The following is a 21,810-nucleotide window of genomic DNA, read 5'->3' as shown; positions in this document are numbered from 1 at the left end:
GCCGTTTACATGGCCACAGTCCATTGGCGCATGACCGCCACCGATTGAGTCAGGCCCTGCGCCTGCAGGGTGTCCAGGTATTCATCTGCTGTCTTGGGCGGGTTCTTGAGTGAGCGCCGATGGTGAGCTACGGTCTCCAACACACCCGCCGGGAACAGATCCAGCAAGTCGACGATGAAGTCGTCGGGGTGTTGGGCCACGAGGTTGTAGGGTTTGAGCGCCTCAGGCGGGAAGTCCTTGAGGTTGAAGGTCACGATCAGGCTCGCGCCCGAGTGAATCGCGGCGGCCACCACATGACGGTCGTCCGCGTCGGGCAGTTGGATCGACGGGATCAGGTACTCAAACCCGGTGACCAGGCTGTCGCGGACATGGCCGTTCATCAGCTGGCGTGTTCGGTTCAACTGCTCGGCTGTGAGATCGGGCCGACTGGCCAGCACGTTGCGCGTCCACTCGTCGTGGATCGTGTCACTCCAGCGCGCCCGGTACAGATCCGACAGCGCCAGATGCATCAACAGATCGCGCAACGGTGCCGGGTAGAGCACGCAGGCGTCATAGACGACGGTGAAGTGCGAACTCATCCAGTCAGTACCCCATGCCGAGTTCCTGAGCCTGGGCCGCCAACTCATCCAGCGCCTTGCGGCGTTCCGCATCGATGCGGTTCTTGTAGGCGATCACATCCTGGTAACGCACGCGGCGATGGGTGCCGATCTTGTGGAACGGGATGTCACCTTTCTCCAGCAACTGGACAAGGAAAGGCCGGGAGACGTTGAGCACGTCGGCGGCTTCCTGCGTCGTCAGCTCCGCATGGATCGGAATGATGGATACGGCGTTGCCCTGGCCGATCTCGGTCAGCACATCAAGCAGCAGGCGCAGGGCCGACGTCGGGATCGACACGGTGTGCACTGCGCCCTGGTCGTCATGGAAGTCGATCTGCTGGGTATCAGCACGGGTCTTGAGGACGGTCGACAGCGCCCGGCCGGACTCTCGGGCCAGGGCAATGTCTTCGGCAGAAGGCAGGGTTTTGGGGATGGCGGGAGCGTTCATAAGGGGTCTCCTCGTCGGGTCAAGGTACGCATTGAAGCCATTATAAACGAAATAATCGAAATCGCAACATCCGAAACAGAGGCGAAGATTCAATATAGATCAACAACTTACAAGAATTGCCGCACGGATCATGCGACGGCTGCTTGCCAGTCAAAGCCAAAAACGGACATGCGCAAGCCCAAGACATGGAGGAATTGAATAGGAACTCCCAAACAAAAGGAGTTCCACCATGCAAAAACACCCTGCACCTGTTCAATCCGCGCGGACCTTCTTTCCGCCGCTGCCAGAGGGTGAGCCACTGCTCGCGCTCAACGAGTTCGAACTCGCCGCCCGCTGGCGTCTGTCCGTCCACACCTTGCGTCGGTGGCGTCAAGACCAGCTGGGCCCGATCTTCTGCAAGGTCGGCTCGCGCGTCACCTACCTGATCTCCGAGATCGAGGCCTTCGAGCGGCGTGTTGCGCGCTACTCGACCTTCGCCCGTGCGTATCAGTGAGGAGGACGGCCATGAGCGATCTGACTATCTTCCCCGCCGACATCGCCGAGATGTCCGTCAGCCAACTGGCCGCACTGCCGCCCGAGCAGAAGCGCGAGATCGACAAGAACCTCGACGCGGCTATCGACTGGCTCAAGAAGGCGCGCACCAAGTTCGATGCGGCGCTCGACGCCGCCTACGGGGAGCAGGCCCGCGCCGCGCTGCGTGAATCCGGCCGCGATTTCGGCACCGCCCACATCAGCGATGGCCCGCTGCGGCTCAAGTTCGAGTTGCCCAAGAAGGTCAGCTGGAACCAGCAGCAATTGACCGAAATCGCCGAACGCATCGTGGCGTCAGGCGAGAAGGTCGAGGGCTACCTCGACATCAAGTTGTCCGTCTCCGAATCCCGCTTCACGAACTGGCCGCCTGCCTTGCAGCAGCAGTTCGCTGCCGCTCGCACCGTGGATTCCGGCAAGCCGTCTTTCACTCTTTCCCTTGATTCGGAGTAATGGCCATGAGTGCAATCATTCCCTTCCAGTTTGAAGCGCACGCTGTGCGCGTTCAGGTCGACGACGCGGGCCAGCCGTGGTTCAACGCCGCCGACGTCTGCGCAGCTTTGGAACTGTCGAATCCGCGCGATGCTCTCGCCAAACACGTCGATTCGGATGATGTCGCAAAACGCGACGTCATCGACAACCTTGGACGCACCCAGCGCGCCAACCACGTCAACGAGTCGGGCCTCTACGCCCTGATCCTCGGCAGCACCAAGGATGCCGCCAAGCGCTTCAAGCGCTGGGTCACCCACGAGGTATTGCCCGCGATCCGCAAGACCGGCAGCTATACCGCTCCCGCTGCGCTGGGGGCCTTGCCTGCACCGACCCATGACCGTGTATCCGCGATTCTGCTGATCGGCGAGGCTGTGGCGAAGGTGCCGGGCGTCAAGCCGGGCATCGCAGCGGCGGCAACGCTCACCTGCATTCAGGAGAACACGGGCATCACCATCGAGGTGCTGCGCCGCGCGCTGCCGTCGGCCAACGAACCGATCTGCGCGCTCAACGCCACCCAGCTCGGCAAGCTGCTCAACCGCTCGGCCAAAGCCACGAACCAGATGCTGGCAGCGGCTGGCCTGCAGTTCCGGAACGACCGTGACGAATGGGAACTGACCGAGGCGGGTGAAGCATGGGGCGAGGCCATGCCGTACTCGCGCAATGGCCACAGTGGCTACCAGATCCTCTGGAATCCCGCCGTCGCCGATGAGCTGAAGGAGGCCGCGTGATGAGTCTTCCCATCATCTCCGCGCAGCAGCGCATGGCCGAACGCAAGGGCGTGAAGCTGCTGATGCTCGGTAAATCCGGCATTGGCAAGACCACCCGGCTCAAGGATCTTGACCCGGCCACCACGCTGTTCCTCGACATAGAGGCTGGTGACTTGGCGGTGGCCGACTGGCCCGGCGACACCATCCGTCCGGCATCCTGGCCGGAGAGCCGCGACTTCTTCGTGTTTCTCGCGGGCCCGGACAAGTCGCTGCCGCCGGAGTCGGCGTTTTCGCAGGCGCACTTCGATCACGTCGTCGAGAAGTACGGTGACCCGGCGCAACTGGACCGCTACCAGACCTTCTTCCTCGACTCGATCACGCAGCTGTCGCGCCAGTGCTTCGCGTGGTGCAAGACGCAACCCGGCGCGGTCAGCGACCGTACCGGCAAGCCGGACATGCGCGGCGCCTACGGCCTGCTCGGGCAGGAAATGATCAGCGCCTTGACCCATCTGCAGCACGCACGCGGCAAGAACGTGGTGTTCGTGGCCATCCTCGACGAGCGGCTCGATGACTACAACCGCAAGGTGTTCGTGCCGCAGATCGAAGGCAGCAAGACCGCACTGGAACTGCCCGGCATCGTCGACGAGGTTGTGACGCTGGCCGAGATCAAGGCCCAGGAAGCAGACGGTAGTGGCAGCACCTACCGCGCCTTCGTCACGCACACCGTCAATCCCTACGGCTTCCCCGCCAAAGACCGCAGCGGTCGCCTCGATCCGCTCGAGCCGCCCAACTTGCGCGCACTGATCGACAAGTGCGCGGGTGAGTCCGCCACGCCCGTTCGCACTGCCACCACCCAATCCCACGAATCTCAGGAGTAATCGCCATGACCCAGCAATCCACCACCAGCAACAACTGGAACGACTTCAACGACGCCGAATCGCAGCAATCTGGCTTTGACCTGATCCCCAAGGGCACCGTTGTCCCTGTGCGCATGACCCTCAAGCCCGGTGGTTATGACGATCCCAGCCAAGGCTGGGGCGGCGGTTACGCCACCGAGTCCTTCGACACCGGTTCGATCTATCTGGCCGCCGAGTTCGTGGTCACCGCTGGCGACCACGCCAAACGCAAGATGTGGTCGAACATCGGCCTGCATTCGCAGAAGGGGCCGACCTGGGGTCAGATGGGGCGCAGCTTCATTCGCGCCGCGCTCAACAGCGCCCGCAACGTCCACCCGCAGGACAACAGTCCGCAGGCCGCCGCCGCGCGCCGCATTCAGGGCTTCCACGAACTGGATGGCCTGGAGTTCCTCGCCCGTGTCGACATCGAGAAGGACGGCAAGGGCCAGGACCGCAACGTGGTCAAGGTCGCGGTCGAACCCGATCACCCCGACTACGCCAAGTTGATGGGCGTGCCGCCCAAGACCACGGGTGGTGGCACCTCCGGTGCTCCGGCACAGCCAGCGGCACCCGCGTATCAGGCAGCGCCTACCCAACGCGCACCCGTGACGGGAAAACCGTCGTGGGCGCAGTGAGGGAGGCCGATGAAATGCTGGGTCTGCAAACGACAAGCACGCGGCTACGGCCACACGGACGGTCGATTCAAGACCGGCGATGCGCGCCGCTACGTGCTCGACTGGGTGTTCTGTTCCCGTCGCTGCCAGGACGCGTTCCACGCGCTGTACGGCAACTGGCAGCGGGCCAAGGAAGGTCGCATCGACAAGACGGAGGTCGCCATGATCGATCCGTCTGAAGTCGAACTGGCCGCCATGCGCCAATGCCTCAAGTCCTTCGGCGAGGCGGCAGGCGAGATCGGTTTCACCAAGCCTCTGGGCGACTACTCCGAGGCCGAAGCGCTGCGGGTGATCGATGCCATCGTCACTTGCTGGTCGGAGGCGATGGTCGCGCACCACGAGTCCAGCAAGTTTCCGCCCGTTCGGGGCTTGCCGCCCACGCCCGATCCGCTGGCACCCGATGCCGCCAATCCGTTCGCGGATCTGGAGGACGACCTGCCCTGGGAAGAACCGAAGGGGAAGAAGCCATGATGGACTTCAATTCCTCATCGAGCATCGCGGGCCGGGTCACCGCCCTGGTCGACGCCGGGTTGCAACAGGCCCGCGCCCGTCAATCCGAGCGCCAGTACCTCGGGGCCTCGCGCCTCGGGGTGGCTTGCGAGCGCGCGCTGCAATTCGAGTACGCCAAGGCTCCCATCGACCACGGGCGGGACACCCCGGGCCGGATGCTGCGCATCTTCGAGCGTGGCCATGTCATGGAGGACTGCATGGTCGCGTGGCTACGGGACGCAGGTTTTGACTTGCGCACCCGAAAGGCCGATGGCGAGCAGTTCGGCTTCTCGGTGGCCGATGGTCGCCTGCAGGGACACGTCGATGGCGTCATCGTCGGTGGCCCGGAGGGCTTTGCCTATCCCGCGCTGTGGGAATGCAAATGCCTGGGCAACAAGTCCTGGAGCGATCTGGAGAAGAAGGGCCTGGCCATCTCCAAGCCCGTCTACGCCGCGCAAGTGGCGATCTACCAAGCCTATCTCGAACTGCACGAGCACCCGGCGATCTTCACGGCGCTCAACGCCGACACGATGGAGATCTACACCGAGCTCGTGCCCTTTGAAGCAGCCCTTGCCCAGCGCATGTCAGATCGTGCGGTGAAGGTCATCTCGGCCACGGAAGCAGGCGAACTGCTGCCGCGTGGCTTCCATGAACCGACCCACTTCGAATGTCGGATGTGTGCATGGCAAGACCGCTGCTGGAGGACACAAGCATGACCGACAACACCCATTCAGCTACTGGCATTGAACCGATGATCGACGCCAAACAGGCGGCTGCCGCGCTGCGTCTGCCGTATTACTGGTTCGCTGATCACGCGATGCGCAGCAAATACCGGATTCCCCACTACCTGATGGGCGGACTGGTGCGCTATCGCCTGTCAGAGCTTTCTGCGTGGGCGGCACGCAATGCGGCAGCGCAAAGCCGCTTCGCGGGCGATACGGATACCGCTGTCGAGGAGGCCGAATGATCGACTTCAACGACACCGTCGCCCCCACCGAAAGCCAAGCACGCATCGTCAACGATGCCGAGAGGGAGGAACTGCGCGCAGAACTTCTCGCCCGGCTGGAATCGGTGCTGTTCACTCTGTGCCCGGCAGGCAAGAAGCGCCGGGGCAAGTTCCTGATCGGTGATGTGCTGGGTAGCCCTGGCGACAGCCTTGAGGTGGTGCTTGAGGGCGAAAAGGCAGGTCTATGGACGGATCGTGCCGACAACTCCGGCGGCGATGTGTACGCGCTGATCGGCAATCACTTCGGCATCGATGTGACCCGCGACTTTCCGCGCGTGCTCGATGCCGCCGCCGATCTGCTCGGTCGTGCGCGTTCCGCACCGGTGCGCAAAGGCAAAAAGCAAACCGCGCCGGTTGACGAACTCGGCCCCGCCACCGCCAAGTGGGACTATCTCGACGCCACCGGCAAGCTGATCGCAGTCGTCTACCGCTATGACCCGCCCGGTGAAAGGAAGCAGTTCCGCCCTTGGGATGCCAAGCGGCACAAGATGGCACCGCCCGATCCACGGCCGTTGTACAACCAGCCAGGAATGATCAGTGCCGCGCAGGTGGTGCTGGTCGAGGGCGAGAAATGCGCGCAGGCCTTGATCGACGCGGGCATCGTGGCCACCACAGCGATGCACGGCGCGAACGCTCCGGTCGATAAGACCGACTGGTCGCCGCTGTCCGGCAAGGCTGTTCTGATTTGGCCCGACCGCGACAAGCCGGGCTGGGAGTACGCCTCGCAGGCGGCACAGGCAATCCTGTCGGCGGGAGCCAAATCCTGCCACGTTCTTTATCCGCCCGAAGAGGCCGCAGAGGGCTGGGACGTGGCCGATGCCATCGCCGAGGGCTTTGATGTCGCCACCTTCCTCACCCACGGGCCGCGCCTTCAGATGCACGACGTGGCCGATGATGTTGATCCAGTCGTCAGCAGCGACGAATCTGTCTGGGGTACGGAGGACGCGCTGGCGCTGTCCTTCACGCGCCGCTACCACCGCGACTGGCGCTACGTGGCTGGCTGGGGCAAGTGGCTGGTCTGGGACGGGCAACGCTGGCGCACCGAGGACACGCTGGCGGCCACGGACTTGATCCGCAGCGTCTGCCGCCAGACGGCTGTGCGCGCCGACAACCCCAAGGTCGCCGCCAAATTGGCCAGCGCAGGAACGGTCGGCGGTGTGGAGCGCCTAGCGCGTGCTGATCGCAGGCACGCGGCCACCACCGACGAATGGGATGCAGATCCGTGGTTGCTCAACACGCCGGGCGGTGTGGTCGATCTCAAGACAGGCCGGATGCGCACGCACGAGCGCGCCGACCGGATGACCAAGATCACCACAGCCACGCCCAGTGGCGACTGCCCGACCTGGAGGCAGTTCATCGACGAGGTCACGGGTGGCGACCAGGAACTTCAGTCCTACCTGCAACGGATGGTCGGTTACGCGCTGACCGGGTCGACGCAAGAGCACGCGCTGTTTTTCCTGTACGGCACAGGCGCGAACGGCAAGTCGGTGTTCGTCAACACGCTGGCCACCATCCTGGGTGATTACGCGACCAACGCGCCGATGGACACCTTCATGGAAACGCGCACCGACCGGCACCCGACCGATATGGCGGGACTGCGCGGCGCGCGTTTCGTGGCGGCCATCGAAACTGAACAGGGCAAACGTTGGGCTGAGTCCAAGCTCAAGAACCTCACCGGTGGCGACAAGATCTCGGCGCGCTTCATGCGCCAGGACTTCTTCGAGTTCTTCCCACAGTTCAAGTTGTTCGTGGCGGGCAACCACAAGCCCGCCATTCGCAACATCGACGAGGCGATGAAACGCAGGCTACACCTGATCCCTTTCACGATCACCGTGCCGCCCGAGCGCCGCGACAAGATCCTGCAACAGAAGCTCCTGGCCGAACGTGACGGCATCCTCGCGTGGGCCGTGCAGGGCTGTCTCGACTGGCAGCGCCACGGACGACTCAGCCCGCCACAACGCGTGGTGGACGCCACCGAGGAGTATTTCGAAGCCGAGGACGCCCTGGGCCGCTGGCTCGATGAGCGCTGCGTGCGCGAGCCCAACGCCAAGTCATTGACCGCCGAGCTGTTCAACGACTGGAAGCTGTGGGCTGAGGCTGCCGGGGAATTCACGGGCTCCCAAAAGCGCTTTGCCGATCTGCTGCTCACCCGTGGCATAGACAAATGGCGCAACGGTATGGGACTGCGCGGGTTTCAGGGCGTGGGCCTCAAGTACCCGCCCGCACCGTCCTACACCCCTTACGCCGATGACTGAAACAACCGCGTCTGACGGATCGGACGGACTACGTCGTAACTCCTACACGTGCGCGTGCGTGCGCGCCTCATGGGATGTTTCGATAAGACCCGTCCGATCCGTCAGGCCAGAGAGAAAAGGACTGAAACCATGACCACGACCATCCTCGCCCTCGATCTGGGCACTACCACCGGCTGGGCGCTGCGCGGCAGCGACGGCCACATCACCAGCGGTTCCGAAAGCTTTCGTCCGCAGCGCTTCGAAGGCGGCGGAATGCGTTTCCTGCGCTTCAAGCGCTGGCTCACCGAGCTGAAGGCCATCACCAGTGGCATCGACTGCCTGCACTTCGAAGAGGTGCGTCGCCACGTCTCGACCGATGCTGCCCACGCCTACGGCGGTTTCCTTGCCACGCTCACCGCCTGGTGCGAACACCACCAGATCCCGTACCAAGGCGTGCCCGTCGGCACGATCAAGAAGCACGCCACGGGCAAGGGCAACGCTGGCAAGGACGATGTGATCGCTTCCATCACAGCGCGCGGGCACGCCCCGGTCGACGACAACGAGGCCGATGCCCTGGCGCTGCTCCACTGGGCGATCCAGCATCACGACGACGGCCAGGAGGTGTGACGTGAAAGTTCCCACACCGCAGTACCGCTGCCCCCTCGGGCGGCTGCAACCCCAGGCCACCGATCTGGACGCCATCAAGGAACGTGGCTGGCGTGATCAGCACATCCTGGTGGTCAACGCGTCCGACGAACGTCTGGACTTCATTGAGCGAGAGATCGTGCGTCGCATTGGCGAGCGCTTGTACGGGGGGGCGCGTCATGACTGAGTGGACGATTGAGGATGTGGCGGCCCGCTTCGAGGAAGCCGCCAGCACCGGACGACGCCTGCCCCCTGTGCGTGTGCAGGGCTACTTCAACACGTGGCCTGTCATCGTGCGCAAGGAGTGGGAAACGTTCGCAGCCGACGAGCACGTCTATCGACCGTTCCCACCCACACCCGAAGCCATCGACCGGATGCTGGAGACGATGAAGTGGGTGCAATGGCTGGAGATCGAGCAGCGCCACCTTGTGTGGATGCGTGCCAAGCGCTACGGCTGGCGAGACATCACGATCCGCTTTGCCTGCGACCGAACGACGGCGTGGCGTCGCTGGCAGTCGGCGCTGAGGACGGTGGCGGATCGGCTGAACGTCTCGTGCGATCAGTGAGCAGTCCAAAGCATTTCACAACGCTGATTAATGCTTGCCGCATTTGCTCGCGCTTTCGGGTCAGATACAAAATGGAGCTCGCTGCGAGGTGCAACAAAGCAGGCCGATCAGAGGTAGTATTTCGGCTATCTTCTGGACAGCGGTGACGATTCGGCGAGCGGCCCGAGGCAAAAGGGGTCCTTCCTCGCCAGAATCCAATGCGGGGGGCGCGAGCGCGACGCTTTTTTAGCGTCAGGGTACGGGCAAGGTTACCAGTCGGCCAGGTTACCGGCTCCGGTTACCACCCCCAGGCGCAGTTACCACCCCACCAGAATCTTCATTCAACCAACCCGCCCTGCGGTAACGCTCGGCGGGTTTTGCTTTTGGGATTCCCACTTTGAACACGCTCAACGTCGAGTACCGCAAGGTCGAGGCGCTGATTCCCTACGCCCGCAATCCGCGCACGCACGCCGAAAGCCAGATCGCCAAGATCGCGGCCAGCATCGTCGAGTACGGCTGGACGAATCCGATCCTGGTCGACGGCGACAACGGCATCATCGCCGGGCACGGGCGTTTGGCCGCTGCGCGCAAGCTCGGCCTGGATCAGGTGCCGGTGATCGAACTGGCCCACCTGACCGTCGCGCAAAAGCGGGCACTGGTGATTGCCGATAACCGGCTGGCACTGGATGCAGGCTGGGACGAAGAGATGCTGGCCTTGGAGCTGGCCGAGTTGTCCGACGCGGGATACGACCTCGCTCTGACCGGCTTCGACGAAGCCGAGATCGAGGCACTGCTCACCAGTGCGGTGGCGGTCGCAGATGATGAATCAGAGTCCGACGCCGACGAGCCTGACGCGGCTGACGACGTGCCAGAAGCACCCGTCGTGGCGGTGTCCCGGCCGGGCGATGTCTGGGCAATTGGCCTGCACCGCCTGATCTGTGGCGACGCCACCGACCGGAACGTGGTCGCTGCGCTGATGCAGGGTGAAGTCTCTCGCCTGTGCTTCACCTCGCCGCCCTACGGCAACCAGCGCGACTACACCTCGGGTGGCATCTCCGATTGGGATGGCCTGATGCGTGGGGTGTTCGCACACCTGCCGATGGCAGGCGACGGTCAGGTGCTGGTCAACCTGGGCCTGATCCACCGCGACAACGAGGTGATCCAGTATTGGGACGATTGGCTATCTTGGATGCGCCAGCAGGGCTGGCGGCGCTTTGCGTGGTACGTCTGGGATCAGGGGCCGGGGATGCCCGGCGACTGGGCAGGCCGCTTCGCGCCGAGCTTCGAGTTCGTCTTCCACTTCAACCGGGAGAGCCGCAAGCCGAACAAGATCGTCCCCTGCAAGCACGCAGGCCAGGAATCCCACCTGCGCGCCGACGGGTCGTCCACCGCGATGCGCGGCAAGGATGGCGAGGTGGGCGGCTGGACGCACAAGGGGCTGCCCACGCAAGACACCCGCATCCCCGACTCTGTGATCCGCGTGATGCGCCACAAGGGCAAGATCGGTCAGGACATCGATCACCCGGCTGTGTTCCCGGTGGCGCTGCCGGAATTCGTGATCGAGGCTTACACGGACGCGGGCGACATCGTGTTTGAGCCGTTCGGCGGCAGCGGCACGACGATGCTGGCGGCCGAGCGCACCGGTCGGATCTGCCGAAGCGTGGAGATCGCGCCGGAGTACGTGGACGTGGCCATCAAGCGCTTCCAGCAGAACCACCCCGGCGTGCCGGTCACCTTGATCGCCACCGGTCAGTCCTTCGAGCAGGTCGTCGCTGAGCGCGCCACCACCCCGGATGCCGAGGTGGTGGCATGAACTGGCTGGCCGACAAGATCGAACAGTGGCCGACCGCCAAGCTGCTGCCCTACGCCCGCAACGCGCGCACTCATTCCGAAGATCAGGTGGCGCAGATTGCTGCCAGCATTGCGGAGTTTGGATTCACCAATCCGATCCTGGCGGGCAGTGACGGGATCATCGTCGCAGGTCACGGTCGTCTTGCCGCTGCTCAGAAGCTGGGTCTGGAACAGGTACCGGTCGTGGTGCTCGACCATCTGAGTGCGACCCAGCGCCGCGCCCTGGTCATCGCGGACAACCGCATCGCAGAGAACGCAGGCTGGGACGACGCGATGCTGCGGATCGAACTGGAAGCCTTGCAGCTCGATGGTTTCGATCTGGACATCACCGGGTTCGACGCCGACGCACTGGCCGAACTGATCGCGGGCGACGAGCCGGACAACGAGGGTCAGACAGATGAGGATGCGGTGCCAGAGGTCAGCGAGACACCCATCTCGCGTCCGGGCGACGTCTGGATCATGGGCCAGCACCGACTGCTGTGCGGCGACTCGACCTTGGCCGAGAGCTACGAGCGGTTGATGCAGGGCGACCTGGCGGACATGGTCTTCACCGACCCGCCGTACAACGTGAACTACGCCAACAGCGCCAAGGACAAGATGCGCGGCAAGGATCGCGCGATCCTGAACGACAACCTGGGGGATGGCTTCTACGACTTCCTGCTGGAAGCGCTGACGCCCACGGTGGCGCATTGCCGGGGCGGGATTTACGTGGCGATGTCCTCCAGCGAACTGGATGTGCTGCAGGCTGCCTTCCGCGCCGCCGGTGGCAAATGGTCGACTTTCATTATCTGGGCCAAGAACACTTTCACCCTGGGGCGCGCCGACTACCAGCGCCAGTACGAGCCGATCCTCTACGGATGGCCCGAGGGGTCGACACGCCACTGGTGTGGTGACCGCGACCAGGGGGATGTCTGGAACATCAAGAAGCCGCAGAAGAACGACTTGCACCCGACGATGAAGCCGGTGGAGTTGGTCGAGCGCGCGATCCGCAATTCGAGCCGCCCTGGCAACGTGGTGCTCGATCCCTTCGGTGGCTCTGGCACGACGCTAATCGCAGCGGAAAAGTCAGGGCGCGTTGCGCGGCTGATCGAACTCGATCCGAAGTACGTGGATGTGATCGTGCGTCGGTGGGAAGAGTTCACCGGGAAGCAGGCCACCCGCGAGGCGGATGGCGCGTTGCTTGATCAAGCGACCAGCGATTCCTCGACGATCTCGCAGTGAATCACAAAGCCCGTCAGGTATGGCAGGCCGCGCGGGATGCCGTATTGCTTGCTGGTTTGGCGGCCAATCGGCCAGCCCATCCAACGCTGGGTAGCTGCGTTGATCGCGTCCGCCAGGGCCTTGCCCTCGTAAAGCCCGTTCTGGACGTCGTCGGCAAAGTGGCGACCGTGGCGACTGTCGAGGAAGGCCCGCACCGATTCGAGCGGCTGGCTGGTGGCGCCCGAGATGGCGGTCATCGCCAGGGGCCATGCGGCGCTGGCGTGTTCGTTCATCGTGCCCCAAAAGCCCCAGGCTTCGTTCTGGGTGGCGGGGATCTGCGTGGTGGTGTTCATCTCTGGCTCCTTCGGGATGATCGTTGCGACACCCGTAGTAACGCGCTGTTCGATTGAGAAGCCAAGCGCCGCTTGGCCTCTTTCTCGATCTTTCTGATCAGGCGATGCGGTACACCCGCTCGCCGCCCTGCGGTTTGTCCGACACGATGGTCAGGCCCAGCTTCTTCTTGAAAGTCCCGGCGAAGGTGCCGCGCACCGTGTGCGCCTGCCAGCCGGTGGCGGTGCAGATCTGGCCGATGGTTGCGCCTTCGGGGCGTTGCAGCATCCGGATCACTTCGGCTTGCTTGCTGTTGTCGCGGGTGCGCGGCTTGGCCTGCGCCGGTGCTGGCGTCCACGTCGCTTCGGCGGTGGCCACAGCGTGCTCCAGTTCGGCATCGACTTCCGGTATCGGCGGGGTGACGTCCGGGCGTTTCATGCCCAGTGCGTCGTAGCCCTCGGCGGCGACGAACCAGTCGGTGCCGTCGTTGGTGATCAGGGCACGGTTGAACATCCCGTCGAGGACCTTCTTGCGCGCGCCGCCTTTGATGTTGTCGGGGAACCAGTCGATCTTGCCGCTGCTGGTGTTGATGGCCTTGGCCAGGATGGCGTGCTGGGCCGGGGTCAGGTTGGTGGTGGTCATGGGCTGCTCCTTCGGGGGTGGTGGATGACGATGTGATGAACGCGCTGTCCGGGACTGAAGCCAAGCGCTTTCTGCTTGGCTTGGCGGCTTTCCCGTCAGTCCTTGGCGATTTCCCCTTCCGTGGCCTTCGGGCTCGATGCGCCAAATTCGACGCCCGCCTTGAAGGCCGCTTCCAACGCGTCCTTGAGGCACCACACCGCCGTGTCGTGGAAGTCGAGGCTGTCGGCGTTGCGGGTTTGCAGGGTTTCGATGCCGAGATGCTTCTGGGCGATGAGTGTGAGGATGGTGTCGATCTGGCTCATGGCGTTTTCCTTTCGGGGTTGGTTGGCGTGACGTGATGAACGCGCTGTTCTCGATGGAAGCCAAGCTCAATCTGCGGACATTACGAACAAATGATTGAAGGTGACGATGGGACTTTCCATTCGCGCCTACGCGCGCCACCGTGGCGTGTCGCACGTGGCCGTGAAGAAGGCCATCGACACCGGGCGGATCACACCGCTGCCAGACGGCACGATTGATCCGGATACCGCCGACGCGCAGTGGGCACAAAACACATTGCAACCCCGCAAGGCGGCAGCGCCGGAGAAGGTCAGTCCCTCGAAGGCGCGCGTACTGCCCGAGCGTGAGGTGCCCGAACCCGGCACCCCACCGTTGTCGACGGGCGGGACATCGCTGCTACAGGCACGCACCGTCAACGAAGTGCTCAAAGCCCAGCTCAATAAGGTGGAGCTGGCGCACCGCAAGAAGGAACTGGTGGATCGGGCGCAGGCCGTGGCCCACGTGTTCAAACTTGCGCGCATCGAGCGCGACGCGTGGTTGAACTGGCCCGCGCGTATCTCGGGGCAGATGGCATCCACGCTCGGTGTCGATGCGCACCAGATGCACGTGGCCCTGGAGGCTGCCGTGCGCGAGCACCTGATTGAGCTGGGCGAGCTGCGCCCGCGCGTGGATTGATGACGATGGACTACGAAGGCGCGCAGGAGATCGAACGGGCGTGGCGCGACGGGCTTACTCCCGACCCGCTGCTCACGGTATCGGAATGGTCAGATCGCCACCGGATGCTCTCCAGCAAGGCGTCTGCCGAGCCGGGGCGCTGGCGTACCAGCCGCACGCCGTACCTCAAGGCCATCATGGATTGCCTGTCGCCGACCTCGCCGGTCGAGCGTGTGGTGTTCATGAAGGCAGCGCAGCTCGGTGCGACCGAGATGGGGTCGAACTGGATCGGCTATGTCATCCACCACGCGCCGGGGCCGATGATGGCGGTCTGGCCGACGGTGGAGATGGCCAAGCGCAACTCCAAGCAGCGGATCGATCCGCTGATCGAGGAGTCAGCCGCGTTGGCCGAACTGATCGCACCGGCGCGCAGCCGCGACTCGGGCAACACGATCCTGGCCAAGGAGTTCCGGGGCGGCGTGCTGGTGATGACCGGTGCTAACAGTGCGGTGGGCTTGCGCTCGATGCCGGTGCGCTACCTGTTCCTCGACGAGGTGGACGGATACCCCCTGGACGTCGAGGGCGAAGGCGACGCGATCTCGCTGGCCGAGGCGCGCACGCGCACCTTTGCCCGGCGCAAGATCTTTATCGTGTCGACGCCGACGATCTCGGGGGCCTCGGCCATCGAACGCGAATACGAGGCCAGCGACCAGCGCCGCTACTTCGTGCCGTGCCCACACTGCAACCACCCGCAATGGTTGCGCTTCGAGCAACTGCGCTGGGACAGGGGGCAACCGGAAACCGCCGCATACATCTGCGAGTCCTGCGACACCGCGATTTCCGAGCATCACAAGACGTGGATGCTGGAGCGTGGCGAATGGCGTTCGATGGCACAGGGCAAGACGGCTGGCTTTCACCTGTCGTCGCTCTACAGCCCCGTTGGCTGGCGATCCTGGCGTGACATCGCTGCGGCGTGGGAAGCCGCCGTCAACAAGGAGTCGGGATCGGCCGCCGCGATCAAGACTTTCAAGAACACCGAGCTGGGCGAGACCTGGGTCGAGGAAGGCGAAGCGCCCGACTGGCAACGGCTGGTCGAGCGCCGCGAGGACTATTCCGTGGGCACCGTGCCACTGGGCGGCCTGCTGTTGGTGGGTGCGGCCGACGTCCAGAAGGATCGCATCGAGGCCTCGATCTGGGCCTTTGGGCGCGGGAAGGAGTCCTGGCTCATCGAGCACCGAGTCCTGATGGGCGATACCGCACGGGACGCGGTGTGGAAGGCGCTGGCCGCGATGCTGGCCGAGAACTGGACGCACGCCTCGGGGGTGGCGATGCCACTGGCGCGCTTCGCGCTGGACACCGGCTTTGCCACGCAGGAGGCTTACGCCTTCGTGCGAGCCTGCCACGATCCGCGCGTGATGGCGGTCAAGGGCGTGCCGCGCGGTGCCGCACTGATCGGCACACCGACAGCCATCGATGTGTCGCAGGGTGGCAAGAAACTGCGCCGAGGCATCAAGGTGTTTACGGTGGCGGTTGGGATCGCCAAGCTGGAGTTCTACAACAACCTGCGCAAGAGCGCGGATGTGGGCGAGGACGGCTCGACCCCGGTGTTTCCAGCCGGGTTCGTCCATTTGCCCAAGATCGACGCCGAGTTCATCCAGCAGCTCTGCGCCGAGCAACTGATCACGCGCCGCGACCGCAACGGATTCCCGGTGCGCGAATGGCAAAAGATGCGAGAGCGCAACGAAGCGCTCGACTGCTACGTCTACGCCCGCGCCGCCGCATCGGCGGCGGGACTGGACCGCTTCGAGGATCGCCACTGGCGGGAGTTGGAGCGTCAACTTGGGGTAGCGCCCCCACCGGATGCGCCACCGCCCATTCACAACATCGAATTGAACGAGGCCACCCCCAGCGGTGGCCTCGCTGCTTCTGGAACCCGCAATTCCGGTCGGCGCGTCATCCGAAGCCGTTGGCTTCGTTGACGGCGGCCGCTTCAAACCAAGGAGAACACATGAGTCTTGCCACCCGTATCGAGAGCCTGGTCATCCGGGTCGCCCAGGAGTTCAACGACGTCCGGGCGACGGCGGGAAACCTAGCCAGCCTGTCCACCACCGACAAGTCGAGTCTGGTCGCGGCGATAAACGAACTGAAGGCGGCGGTGCTCTCCGCAACCGCCATCGACGACAACCAGATCGCCACCTCAACCACCTACTCGTCGAACAAGATCGTGTCGCTGCTCGACGCGCTCAAGGCCGACATCCTCGGTGGAGCAGACGCCGCCTACGACACCCTGGTGGAGATCCAGCAGTTGCTGCAGAACGGCACTACGGGCCTGGACGCGCTCCTCGCTGCCGTCAATCTGCGGGTGCGGTACGACGCGGCGCAAACCCTGACCGTTGCCGAGCAACTTCAGGCGCGCACCAACATTGGCGCGGTTGCGGCCGTCGATGTTGGCAACACCGACACGGACTTCGTCGTGATCTTCGACGGGGCGCTGGCCTGATGAGCCTCGCGTCCAGCATCGCCGCCCTGGCTGCGCGCATCGGCTTCGAGGTCAAGACCAAGATCGACGCCACGCACCCTGGACTTGCTCGGGTGTGGGTGAGCTTTGGCTACGTGGGCGGTCAGATCGTGATCGGCAGCGCGCACAACGTGGCCAGCGTCGTGCGTACAGCGGCGGGCCGCTACCGCGTGCATTTTGCGCTGGCGATGCCGGATGCGAACTACTGCTGGACGGCGCTCGCACGCAGCAGCAGCAACAGCGGCCAGCAGCGTGTGGCTGTCGTTCGCGCCAGCTCCGACCTGAAAACGGCCCAGTACGTCGACATCTCCTGCGCGACGACAGCAACGTCGTTCGACGACTCGTCCGAAATCAACCTCGTGGTGTACCGCTGATGGCCTACACAGAAATCCAACTCCAGGCCTTGGAGAGCGCGCTCGCCAAGGGCGAACGGCGCGTGACCTTTGCCGACAAGACGGTCGAGTACCGCTCGGTCGACGAACTGATGGCCGCGATCCGCGAGGTTAGGCGCGGAATGCTGCAGCAGGCGGCTGAAACCGGGCTGCTGCCCGGTGCGCCGCGCCAGATCCGCGTCACCACGCGCAAGGGGTTCTGAGATGGCGTGGTTCTCCCAAACGGTGCGCCGGTTGTTCGGTGCCTCGCCAGTACACGAAGCCGCAGGTCGTGGCCGTCGCTCGCTGGCTTGGATGCCCGGCAACCCGGGCGCGGTCGCGGCGATGTTGACAACCAACGCCGAGTTGCGCGGCAAGAGCCGTGACCTCGTCCGCCGCAATGCTTGGGCGCAGGCCGGTATCGAAGCCTTCGTGGCCAACGCGGTCGGCACCGGCATCAAGCCGCAGAGCCTGTCTGGCGACGAACGGTTCAAGGCCGAGGTGCAAGCACTGTGGCGCGATTGGGTTGAGGAAGCAGACGCGGCGGGACAGACCGACTTCTATGGCCTGCAGGCCCTGGCGTGTCGGGCGATGCTCGAAGGTGGCGAATGCCTGATTCGCCTGCGGCCACGCCGTCCGGAGGATGGCCTGTCGGTGCCCCTGCAACTCCAGTTGCTGGAGCCCGAGCACCTGCCCATCAACCTGAACACCGATCTGCCGTCCGGCAACGTCGTGCGCTCCGGCATCGAGTTCGACAACCTTGGGCGGCGCGTGGCCTACCACCTGTACCGCTCGCACCCGGAGGACGGGCGACTGGCTCCGATGTCGGGCCAGGGCGGGATGGACACGGTGCGCATCGACGCCAAGGAGATCATTCACCTGTTCCGCGTGCTGCGCCCGGGGCAGATCCGGGGCGAGCCATGGTTGTCGCGGGCCCTGGTCAAGCTCAACGAGCTCGACCAGTACGACGACGCCGAGCTGGTGCGCAAGAAGACCGCCGCGATGTTCGCGGGTTTCGTCACGCGCGCCAACCCTGAGGACAACCTGTTGGGCGAAGGTGCAGCGGACGCCGACGGGATTGCGCTTGCCGGACTGGAGCCGGGCACGCTGCAGATCCTGGAGCCGGGCGAGGACATCAAGTTCTCCGATCCGGCTGATGTTGGTGGTTCGTACTCCGAATTCCTGCGCACCCAGTTCCGCGCGGTCGCCGCCGCCATTGGTATCACCTACGAGCAGTTGACCGGCGATCTGACCGGCGTGAACTACTCGTCTATCCGTGCCGGGCTGCTGGAGTTCCGGCGTCGCTGCGAGATGGTGCAGCACGGCGTGCTGGTGCATCAGATGTGCCGCCCGGTCTGGGCGGCCTGGATGAAGCAGGCGGTGCTCGCCGGGGCCCTGGATGCCCCGGGCTTCACTCGAGGCGGGCCAGCCCGTCGCCGCCAGTACCTCGCGGTGAAGTGGATTCCCCAGGGCTGGCAGTGGGTTGACCCGGAGAAGGAATTCAAAGCGATGTTGCTGGCTATCCGCGCCGGCCTGATGAGCCGCTCGGAAGCCATCTCGGCCAACGGCTACGACGCCGAAGACGTCGACCGTGAGATCGCCGCCGACAACCAGCGCGCCGACGACCTCGGCCTGATCTTCGACTCAGATCCTCGCTACACGTCGAAGGACGGCGGCGGCTCGGAACCCAACCGCAGCGCCAACGCGCCGGACATCACCGGTAGCCAATCGCTTCCCTGATTCGCTGCCTGACCGCTTTCCCGAAGGATTCCCATGACTTTGCTACCTCATCTGGCTGCGCGCCTGTTCGGCGTGCCGCTGGCGATTCATCGGCCGAAACTCGACATCATCCTCTCCGTGCTCGGTGCGCGCATCGGCCTCGCCGACCTCGCCGCGTCCGTGGGTTACACGCCTGCGGCCCGCGCGCCTGGGCCTCCGAGCGGCAAGGTTGCCGTCATCCCGATCCACGGCACGCTGGTGCGCCGAACCTCGGGCCTCGAGGCCGAATCGGGTCTCGCCAGCTACACCGGTATCGCCGCGCAACTGGACGCCGCGCTCACCAGCCCCGAGGTCGCTGCGATCCTGCTCGACATCGACTCGCCGGGTGGCGAGTCGGGCGGCGTGTTCGATCTGGCCGACCGTATCCGCGTGGCGTCGCAAGTGAAGCCCGTCTGGGCCGTGGCCAACGACATGGCGTTCTCGGCGGCCTATGCGCTGGCGTCCGCCGCCACCCGCGTGTTCGTCGCGCGCACCGGCGGTGTCGGCTCGATTGGCGTCATCGCCATGCACATCGATCAATCCGTCAAGGACGCCAAAGACGGTGTTCGTTACACCGCCGTGTTCGCGGGCGAGCGCAAGAACGACCTCAACCCGCACGAGCCGCTCTCCGACGCCGCGCACGCGGTTCTCAAGGCCGAGGTGGATCGCGTCTACGAGCTGTTCGTCGAGACGGTCGCTCGACATCGCGGCCTCGATGCGGACGCCGTGCGCGCCACCGAAGCGGGCCTGTTCTTCGGACCGGACGCCGTTGCCACCGGTCTTGCCGATGCCGTCGGCAGCCTCGACGACGCGCTCACGCAACTCACGCAATCGCTTTCCCCACTCCCGACTCAGGTGGCTCCGGCCAGCCAAGCGGGCTTTCTTCGCAACCACCAGATGGAGTCTTCCATGAATGATCGAACCGACCCCGCTGCTCCTGATCGGCCTCTTGCTGATCCTGCTGGCAGTCCTCCTCAACCGTCCGCCGCCTCCACCGCCACCGCGCTGAGCGTGGCCGACGCCGTCGAAATCGCCCAGACCTGCACGTTGGCCGGGCGAACCGACCTGATTGCGGGCTTCCTCGACGCCCAGTCCTCGCCCGCCAAGGTGCGCAGCCAACTGCTTGCGGCGCAGGCCGAAGCCAGTCCCGAAATCACCAGCCGCATCGCCCCCGATGCCGCGCGCCCTGTGGCCAGCAATCCGCTGATCGACGCCGCCAAGCAGATCGCAGCGCAATCCACCAAGAAGGAGATCTGAGATGCCCGCTCTCGCCGAACCTCTGAACCTGGGCGACCTGCTCAAGTACGAAGCCCCCAACCTTTACTCGCGCGACCGCGTCACGGTCGCTTCGGGCCAGAACCTGCCGCTGGGCACGGTGGTCGGCATCGTCACCGCAACGGCCAAGTTCAAACAGCTCGATCCGTCCGCAGAAGACGGCACGCAGGTCGCCGCTGGCGTGCTGCTACAGGCCTGCGACGCCACCTTGATCGACCGTGACGACGGTCTCGTCGTCGCGCGCCACGCCATCGTCGCCCACCATGCGCTCGCGTGGCCCGACGCCATCACCACCGCCGAAAAACTCACCGCCATTGCGCAGCTTAAGGCGCTGGGCGTGCTCGTTCGCCAAGGAGCCTGACCATGAACAACCCCTTCAGCAACCCCGCCTTCTCGATGACGGCGCTGACCGCCGCCATCAACATCCTGCCCAACCGCTACGGGCGTCTGGAAGAACTGAACCTGATGCCGTCCAAGCCGGTACGGCAGCGCCAGATCGTCGTCGAGGAAATGAACGGCGTGCTCAACTTGCTGCCTACGCTGCCACCGGGTTCACCCGGCACGGTTGGCGTGCGTGGAAAACGCAAGCTGCGCTCCTTCGTGGTGCCGCACATCCCGCACGACGACGTGGTGCTGCCGGAGGAAGTCCAAGGCATCCGTGCCTTCGGCTCGGAAACCGAAACCGAGACGGTGGCAGGCGTGATCGCGCGCCATCTGGAGACGATGCGCAACAAGCATGCGATCACGCTGGAGCACCTGCGCATGGGTGCGCTCAAGGGCGTGATCCTCGACGCGGACGGCTCGGTTCTCTACGACCTGTTCGATGCCTTCGATATCACCCAGCAGGCGGTGGCCTTCGAGCTGGGCACGGCGGGCACCAATGTGAAAGCCAAGTGCACCACGGTGCTGGCAACCATCGAGGAGAACCTCAAAGGCGAGTTCATGAATGGTGTCCATTGCCTGTGCTCGCCGGAGTTCTTCGCCGCGCTCACCGGCCACGCCAAGGTCGAGAAGGCCTTCGAGAACTGGCAGAACGGGGCAATCCTCATCAACGACGTGCGTCGCGGCTTCACCTACGGCGGTATCACCTTCGAGGAGTACCGGGGTCAGGCCACCGATGCCAGCGGAACCGCACGCCGTTTCATCGCCGCTGGCGAGGCTCATGCCTTCCCGCTGGGCACCATCGACACCTTCAGCACCTACTTCGCACCGGCGGATTTCAACGAAACCGTCAACACGGTCGGCCAGCCGCTGTACGCCAAGCAGGAGCCGCGCAAGTTCGACCGGGGCACCGATCTGCACACGCAGTCCAACCCGCTGCCGATGTGCCATCGTCCGGGTGTGCTGGTGAAGTTGACGGTGGCGTGATGAGTCTCGTCGAGCAGATCTACGAATCGGCCGCCAATGCCGGGCTCTTGAAGGACTGCCTCTGGTGTCCTTCGGACGGCACGACAGCGCAGCGCCACCCGGTTGGCTTCGCCGCTCCGGACGACACCGTGTTCGACGGCCTGGCCTCGACCACCGACTATCAGATGTCGTATCCGGCCTCGGTGTTCCTGGGGCTGGCTCCGCGCGACACGGTCGAGATCGATGGCGTGATCTATCAGGTGCGTAGCACCCGGGCCGTGGGCGACGGCTCGGAGATGCGCGCACAGCTCACCAGGGTGTAGCG

Annotated in this window: 29 protein-coding genes; 24 read left to right on the top strand and 5 right to left on the bottom strand. The window is 64.6% G+C overall.

Annotated elements, in window-relative coordinates:
* Positions 1–5: 5 nt before the first annotated feature.
* Both CFE42_RS12850 and CFE42_RS12845 read right to left on the bottom strand, forming a co-directional pair.
* Positions 6–578 (bottom strand): PIN domain-containing protein, encoded by a 573-nt coding sequence (locus CFE42_RS12850; RefSeq protein ID WP_004629248.1) that lies wholly within the window; start codon positions 576–578, stop codon positions 6–8.
* Positions 579–582: 4 nt separating this feature from the next.
* Positions 583–1,044: a helix-turn-helix domain-containing protein gene (locus CFE42_RS12845; RefSeq protein ID WP_004629250.1), complete on the bottom strand. Its 462-nt coding sequence runs from the start codon at positions 1,042–1,044 to the stop codon at positions 583–585.
* A 229-nt stretch (positions 1,045–1,273) separates the two neighbouring features.
* On the opposite strand from CFE42_RS12845, the gene CFE42_RS12840 reads away from it, so the two are divergent.
* The 14 genes from CFE42_RS12840 (at position 1,274) to CFE42_RS12775 (ending at position 12,332) form a co-directional block, all read left to right on the top strand.
* The gene (locus tag CFE42_RS12840; RefSeq protein ID WP_004629251.1) at positions 1,274–1,537 is read left to right on the top strand and encodes a hypothetical protein; all 264 of its coding nucleotides are present in this window, start codon (positions 1,274–1,276) and stop codon (positions 1,535–1,537) included.
* 11 nt (positions 1,538–1,548) lie between these two features.
* Positions 1,549–2,025: a hypothetical protein gene (locus tag CFE42_RS12835; RefSeq protein ID WP_004629253.1), complete on the top strand. Its 477-nt coding sequence runs from the start codon at positions 1,549–1,551 to the stop codon at positions 2,023–2,025.
* 5 nt (positions 2,026–2,030) lie between these two features.
* The gene (locus CFE42_RS12830) at positions 2,031–2,792 is read left to right on the top strand and encodes a Bro-N domain-containing protein (RefSeq protein ID WP_004629254.1); all 762 of its coding nucleotides are present in this window, start codon (positions 2,031–2,033) and stop codon (positions 2,790–2,792) included.
* Positions 2,792–3,649: an ATP-binding protein gene (locus CFE42_RS12825; RefSeq protein ID WP_004629257.1), complete on the top strand. Its 858-nt coding sequence runs from the start codon at positions 2,792–2,794 to the stop codon at positions 3,647–3,649. The genes CFE42_RS12830 and CFE42_RS12825 overlap by 1 nt, the downstream gene beginning before the upstream one ends.
* A 5-nt stretch (positions 3,650–3,654) precedes the next feature.
* On the top strand, positions 3,655–4,302 hold the full coding sequence (locus CFE42_RS12820) for a hypothetical protein (protein WP_004629258.1): 648 nt from the start codon (positions 3,655–3,657) through the stop codon (positions 4,300–4,302).
* A gap of 9 nt (positions 4,303–4,311) precedes the next feature.
* Positions 4,312–4,812 (top strand): DUF6511 domain-containing protein, encoded by a 501-nt coding sequence (locus CFE42_RS12815; RefSeq protein WP_004629260.1) that lies wholly within the window; start codon positions 4,312–4,314, stop codon positions 4,810–4,812.
* Complete coding sequence (locus CFE42_RS12810) at positions 4,809–5,546, top strand: hypothetical protein (protein ID WP_004629262.1); 738 nt, start codon at positions 4,809–4,811, stop codon at positions 5,544–5,546. Before CFE42_RS12815 ends, CFE42_RS12810 begins: the two co-directional genes overlap by 4 nt.
* The gene (locus CFE42_RS12805; protein ID WP_004629264.1) at positions 5,543–5,797 is read left to right on the top strand and encodes a hypothetical protein; all 255 of its coding nucleotides are present in this window, start codon (positions 5,543–5,545) and stop codon (positions 5,795–5,797) included. Before CFE42_RS12810 ends, CFE42_RS12805 begins: the two co-directional genes overlap by 4 nt.
* Entirely contained in the window at positions 5,794–8,091 is a 2,298-nt protein-coding gene (locus tag CFE42_RS12800; RefSeq protein WP_004629265.1) for a phage/plasmid primase, P4 family, read from the top strand. Before CFE42_RS12805 ends, CFE42_RS12800 begins: the two co-directional genes overlap by 4 nt.
* Positions 8,092–8,220: 129 nt before the next feature.
* Positions 8,221–8,697: a hypothetical protein gene (locus tag CFE42_RS12795; RefSeq protein ID WP_004629266.1), complete on the top strand. Its 477-nt coding sequence runs from the start codon at positions 8,221–8,223 to the stop codon at positions 8,695–8,697.
* A gap of 1 nt (position 8,698) precedes the next feature.
* A complete protein-coding gene (locus CFE42_RS12790; protein ID WP_004629267.1) occupies positions 8,699–8,902 on the top strand; it encodes a hypothetical protein in 204 nt (67 codons plus the stop codon).
* Positions 8,895–9,281, top strand: a complete 387-nt coding sequence (locus tag CFE42_RS12785) for a DUF6362 family protein (RefSeq protein WP_004629268.1) — start codon at positions 8,895–8,897, stop codon at positions 9,279–9,281. Before CFE42_RS12790 ends, CFE42_RS12785 begins: the two co-directional genes overlap by 8 nt.
* A gap of 376 nt (positions 9,282–9,657) precedes the next feature.
* A complete protein-coding gene (locus CFE42_RS12780) occupies positions 9,658–11,073 on the top strand; it encodes a site-specific DNA-methyltransferase (protein ID WP_004629269.1) in 1,416 nt (471 codons plus the stop codon).
* Positions 11,070–12,332, top strand: a complete 1,263-nt coding sequence (locus CFE42_RS12775; protein ID WP_004629270.1) for a site-specific DNA-methyltransferase — start codon at positions 11,070–11,072, stop codon at positions 12,330–12,332. The genes CFE42_RS12780 and CFE42_RS12775 overlap by 4 nt, the downstream gene beginning before the upstream one ends.
* Here CFE42_RS12775 and CFE42_RS12770 read toward each other — a convergent pair.
* The 3 genes from CFE42_RS12770 to CFE42_RS12760 all read right to left on the bottom strand — a co-directional run bounded on the left by CFE42_RS12770 (position 12,296) and on the right by CFE42_RS12760 (position 13,585).
* On the bottom strand, positions 12,296–12,664 hold the full coding sequence (locus CFE42_RS12770) for a hypothetical protein (protein ID WP_004629272.1): 369 nt from the start codon (positions 12,662–12,664) through the stop codon (positions 12,296–12,298). The two genes, CFE42_RS12775 and CFE42_RS12770, sit on opposite strands and share 37 nt — an antisense overlap.
* A gap of 97 nt (positions 12,665–12,761) precedes the next feature.
* Positions 12,762–13,283: a DUF3489 domain-containing protein gene (locus CFE42_RS12765; RefSeq protein ID WP_004629273.1), complete on the bottom strand. Its 522-nt coding sequence runs from the start codon at positions 13,281–13,283 to the stop codon at positions 12,762–12,764.
* Between the two features lie 95 nt (positions 13,284–13,378).
* Positions 13,379–13,585 carry a hypothetical protein gene (locus CFE42_RS12760; RefSeq protein ID WP_004629275.1) on the bottom strand — a complete coding sequence of 69 codons (207 nt, stop codon included), beginning with the start codon at positions 13,583–13,585 and terminating at the stop codon, positions 13,379–13,381.
* A 106-nt stretch (positions 13,586–13,691) separates the two neighbouring features.
* Between CFE42_RS12760 and CFE42_RS12755 the strand changes: the two genes are divergently transcribed.
* From CFE42_RS12755 to CFE42_RS12710, 10 genes are read left to right on the top strand one after another with little or no spacing between them, the layout of a single operon-like run.
* The gene (locus tag CFE42_RS12755; RefSeq protein WP_004629278.1) at positions 13,692–14,237 is read left to right on the top strand and encodes a hypothetical protein; all 546 of its coding nucleotides are present in this window, start codon (positions 13,692–13,694) and stop codon (positions 14,235–14,237) included.
* Positions 14,237–16,195, top strand: a complete 1,959-nt coding sequence (locus tag CFE42_RS12750; RefSeq protein ID WP_004629280.1) for a phage terminase large subunit family protein — start codon at positions 14,237–14,239, stop codon at positions 16,193–16,195. The genes CFE42_RS12755 and CFE42_RS12750 overlap by 1 nt, the downstream gene beginning before the upstream one ends.
* Before the next feature lie 29 nt (positions 16,196–16,224).
* Positions 16,225–16,716: a hypothetical protein gene (locus tag CFE42_RS12745; protein WP_004629282.1), complete on the top strand. Its 492-nt coding sequence runs from the start codon at positions 16,225–16,227 to the stop codon at positions 16,714–16,716.
* Positions 16,716–17,108, top strand: a complete 393-nt coding sequence (locus CFE42_RS12740; RefSeq protein ID WP_004629284.1) for a hypothetical protein — start codon at positions 16,716–16,718, stop codon at positions 17,106–17,108. The genes CFE42_RS12745 and CFE42_RS12740 overlap by 1 nt, the downstream gene beginning before the upstream one ends.
* Complete coding sequence (locus CFE42_RS12735) at positions 17,108–17,329, top strand: hypothetical protein (protein ID WP_004629285.1); 222 nt, start codon at positions 17,108–17,110, stop codon at positions 17,327–17,329. Before CFE42_RS12740 ends, CFE42_RS12735 begins: the two co-directional genes overlap by 1 nt.
* A 1-nt stretch (position 17,330) precedes the next feature.
* Complete coding sequence (locus CFE42_RS12730; protein WP_004629287.1) at positions 17,331–18,845, top strand: phage portal protein; 1,515 nt, start codon at positions 17,331–17,333, stop codon at positions 18,843–18,845.
* 33 nt (positions 18,846–18,878) lie between these two features.
* Entirely contained in the window at positions 18,879–20,120 is a 1,242-nt protein-coding gene (locus CFE42_RS12725; protein WP_004629289.1) for a S49 family peptidase, read from the top strand.
* Position 20,121: 1 nt separating this feature from the next.
* Positions 20,122–20,499, top strand: a complete 378-nt coding sequence (locus CFE42_RS12720; protein ID WP_004629291.1) for a head decoration protein — start codon at positions 20,122–20,124, stop codon at positions 20,497–20,499.
* A 2-nt stretch (positions 20,500–20,501) separates the two neighbouring features.
* Complete coding sequence (locus tag CFE42_RS12715) at positions 20,502–21,506, top strand: major capsid protein (protein ID WP_004629292.1); 1,005 nt, start codon at positions 20,502–20,504, stop codon at positions 21,504–21,506.
* A complete protein-coding gene (locus tag CFE42_RS12710) occupies positions 21,506–21,808 on the top strand; it encodes a hypothetical protein (RefSeq protein WP_004629294.1) in 303 nt (100 codons plus the stop codon). The genes CFE42_RS12715 and CFE42_RS12710 overlap by 1 nt, the downstream gene beginning before the upstream one ends.
* Positions 21,809–21,810 lie beyond the last annotated feature (2 nt).

This window comes from Ralstonia sp. PBBBR1 (assembly GCF_002256165.1).
Classification (GTDB): domain Bacteria; phylum Pseudomonadota; class Gammaproteobacteria; order Burkholderiales; family Burkholderiaceae; genus Ralstonia; species Ralstonia thomasii.
This window is presented reverse-complemented; position numbering and strand designations above follow the sequence as displayed.

Bases quoted from the DNA above. Each gene is read 5' to 3' on its own strand.
- CFE42_RS12850 (WP_004629248.1), bottom strand. From the start codon at position 578: ATGAGTTCGCACTTCACCGTCGTCTATGACGCCTGCGTGCTCTACCCG.
- CFE42_RS12845 (WP_004629250.1), bottom strand. From the start codon at position 1,044: ATGAACGCTCCCGCCATCCCCAAAACCCTGCCTTCTGCCGAAGACATT.
- CFE42_RS12840 (WP_004629251.1), top strand. From the start codon at position 1,274: ATGCAAAAACACCCTGCACCTGTTCAATCCGCGCGGACCTTCTTTCCG.
- CFE42_RS12835 (WP_004629253.1), top strand. From the start codon at position 1,549: ATGAGCGATCTGACTATCTTCCCCGCCGACATCGCCGAGATGTCCGTC.
- CFE42_RS12830 (WP_004629254.1), top strand. From the start codon at position 2,031: ATGAGTGCAATCATTCCCTTCCAGTTTGAAGCGCACGCTGTGCGCGTT.
- CFE42_RS12825 (WP_004629257.1), top strand. From the start codon at position 2,792: ATGAGTCTTCCCATCATCTCCGCGCAGCAGCGCATGGCCGAACGCAAG.
- CFE42_RS12820 (WP_004629258.1), top strand. From the start codon at position 3,655: ATGACCCAGCAATCCACCACCAGCAACAACTGGAACGACTTCAACGAC.
- CFE42_RS12815 (WP_004629260.1), top strand. From the start codon at position 4,312: ATGAAATGCTGGGTCTGCAAACGACAAGCACGCGGCTACGGCCACACG.
- CFE42_RS12810 (WP_004629262.1), top strand. From the start codon at position 4,809: ATGATGGACTTCAATTCCTCATCGAGCATCGCGGGCCGGGTCACCGCC.
- CFE42_RS12805 (WP_004629264.1), top strand. From the start codon at position 5,543: ATGACCGACAACACCCATTCAGCTACTGGCATTGAACCGATGATCGAC.
- CFE42_RS12800 (WP_004629265.1), top strand. From the start codon at position 5,794: ATGATCGACTTCAACGACACCGTCGCCCCCACCGAAAGCCAAGCACGC.
- CFE42_RS12795 (WP_004629266.1), top strand. From the start codon at position 8,221: ATGACCACGACCATCCTCGCCCTCGATCTGGGCACTACCACCGGCTGG.
- CFE42_RS12785 (WP_004629268.1), top strand. From the start codon at position 8,895: ATGACTGAGTGGACGATTGAGGATGTGGCGGCCCGCTTCGAGGAAGCC.
- CFE42_RS12775 (WP_004629270.1), top strand. From the start codon at position 11,070: ATGAACTGGCTGGCCGACAAGATCGAACAGTGGCCGACCGCCAAGCTG.
- CFE42_RS12770 (WP_004629272.1), bottom strand. From the start codon at position 12,664: ATGAACACCACCACGCAGATCCCCGCCACCCAGAACGAAGCCTGGGGC.
- CFE42_RS12765 (WP_004629273.1), bottom strand. From the start codon at position 13,283: ATGACCACCACCAACCTGACCCCGGCCCAGCACGCCATCCTGGCCAAG.
- CFE42_RS12760 (WP_004629275.1), bottom strand. From the start codon at position 13,585: ATGAGCCAGATCGACACCATCCTCACACTCATCGCCCAGAAGCATCTC.
- CFE42_RS12755 (WP_004629278.1), top strand. From the start codon at position 13,692: ATGGGACTTTCCATTCGCGCCTACGCGCGCCACCGTGGCGTGTCGCAC.
- CFE42_RS12750 (WP_004629280.1), top strand. From the start codon at position 14,237: ATGACGATGGACTACGAAGGCGCGCAGGAGATCGAACGGGCGTGGCGC.
- CFE42_RS12745 (WP_004629282.1), top strand. From the start codon at position 16,225: ATGAGTCTTGCCACCCGTATCGAGAGCCTGGTCATCCGGGTCGCCCAG.
- CFE42_RS12740 (WP_004629284.1), top strand. From the start codon at position 16,716: ATGAGCCTCGCGTCCAGCATCGCCGCCCTGGCTGCGCGCATCGGCTTC.
- CFE42_RS12735 (WP_004629285.1), top strand. From the start codon at position 17,108: ATGGCCTACACAGAAATCCAACTCCAGGCCTTGGAGAGCGCGCTCGCC.
- CFE42_RS12730 (WP_004629287.1), top strand. From the start codon at position 17,331: ATGGCGTGGTTCTCCCAAACGGTGCGCCGGTTGTTCGGTGCCTCGCCA.
- CFE42_RS12725 (WP_004629289.1), top strand. From the start codon at position 18,879: ATGACTTTGCTACCTCATCTGGCTGCGCGCCTGTTCGGCGTGCCGCTG.
- CFE42_RS12720 (WP_004629291.1), top strand. From the start codon at position 20,122: ATGCCCGCTCTCGCCGAACCTCTGAACCTGGGCGACCTGCTCAAGTAC.
- CFE42_RS12715 (WP_004629292.1), top strand. From the start codon at position 20,502: ATGAACAACCCCTTCAGCAACCCCGCCTTCTCGATGACGGCGCTGACC.
- CFE42_RS12710 (WP_004629294.1), top strand. From the start codon at position 21,506: ATGAGTCTCGTCGAGCAGATCTACGAATCGGCCGCCAATGCCGGGCTC.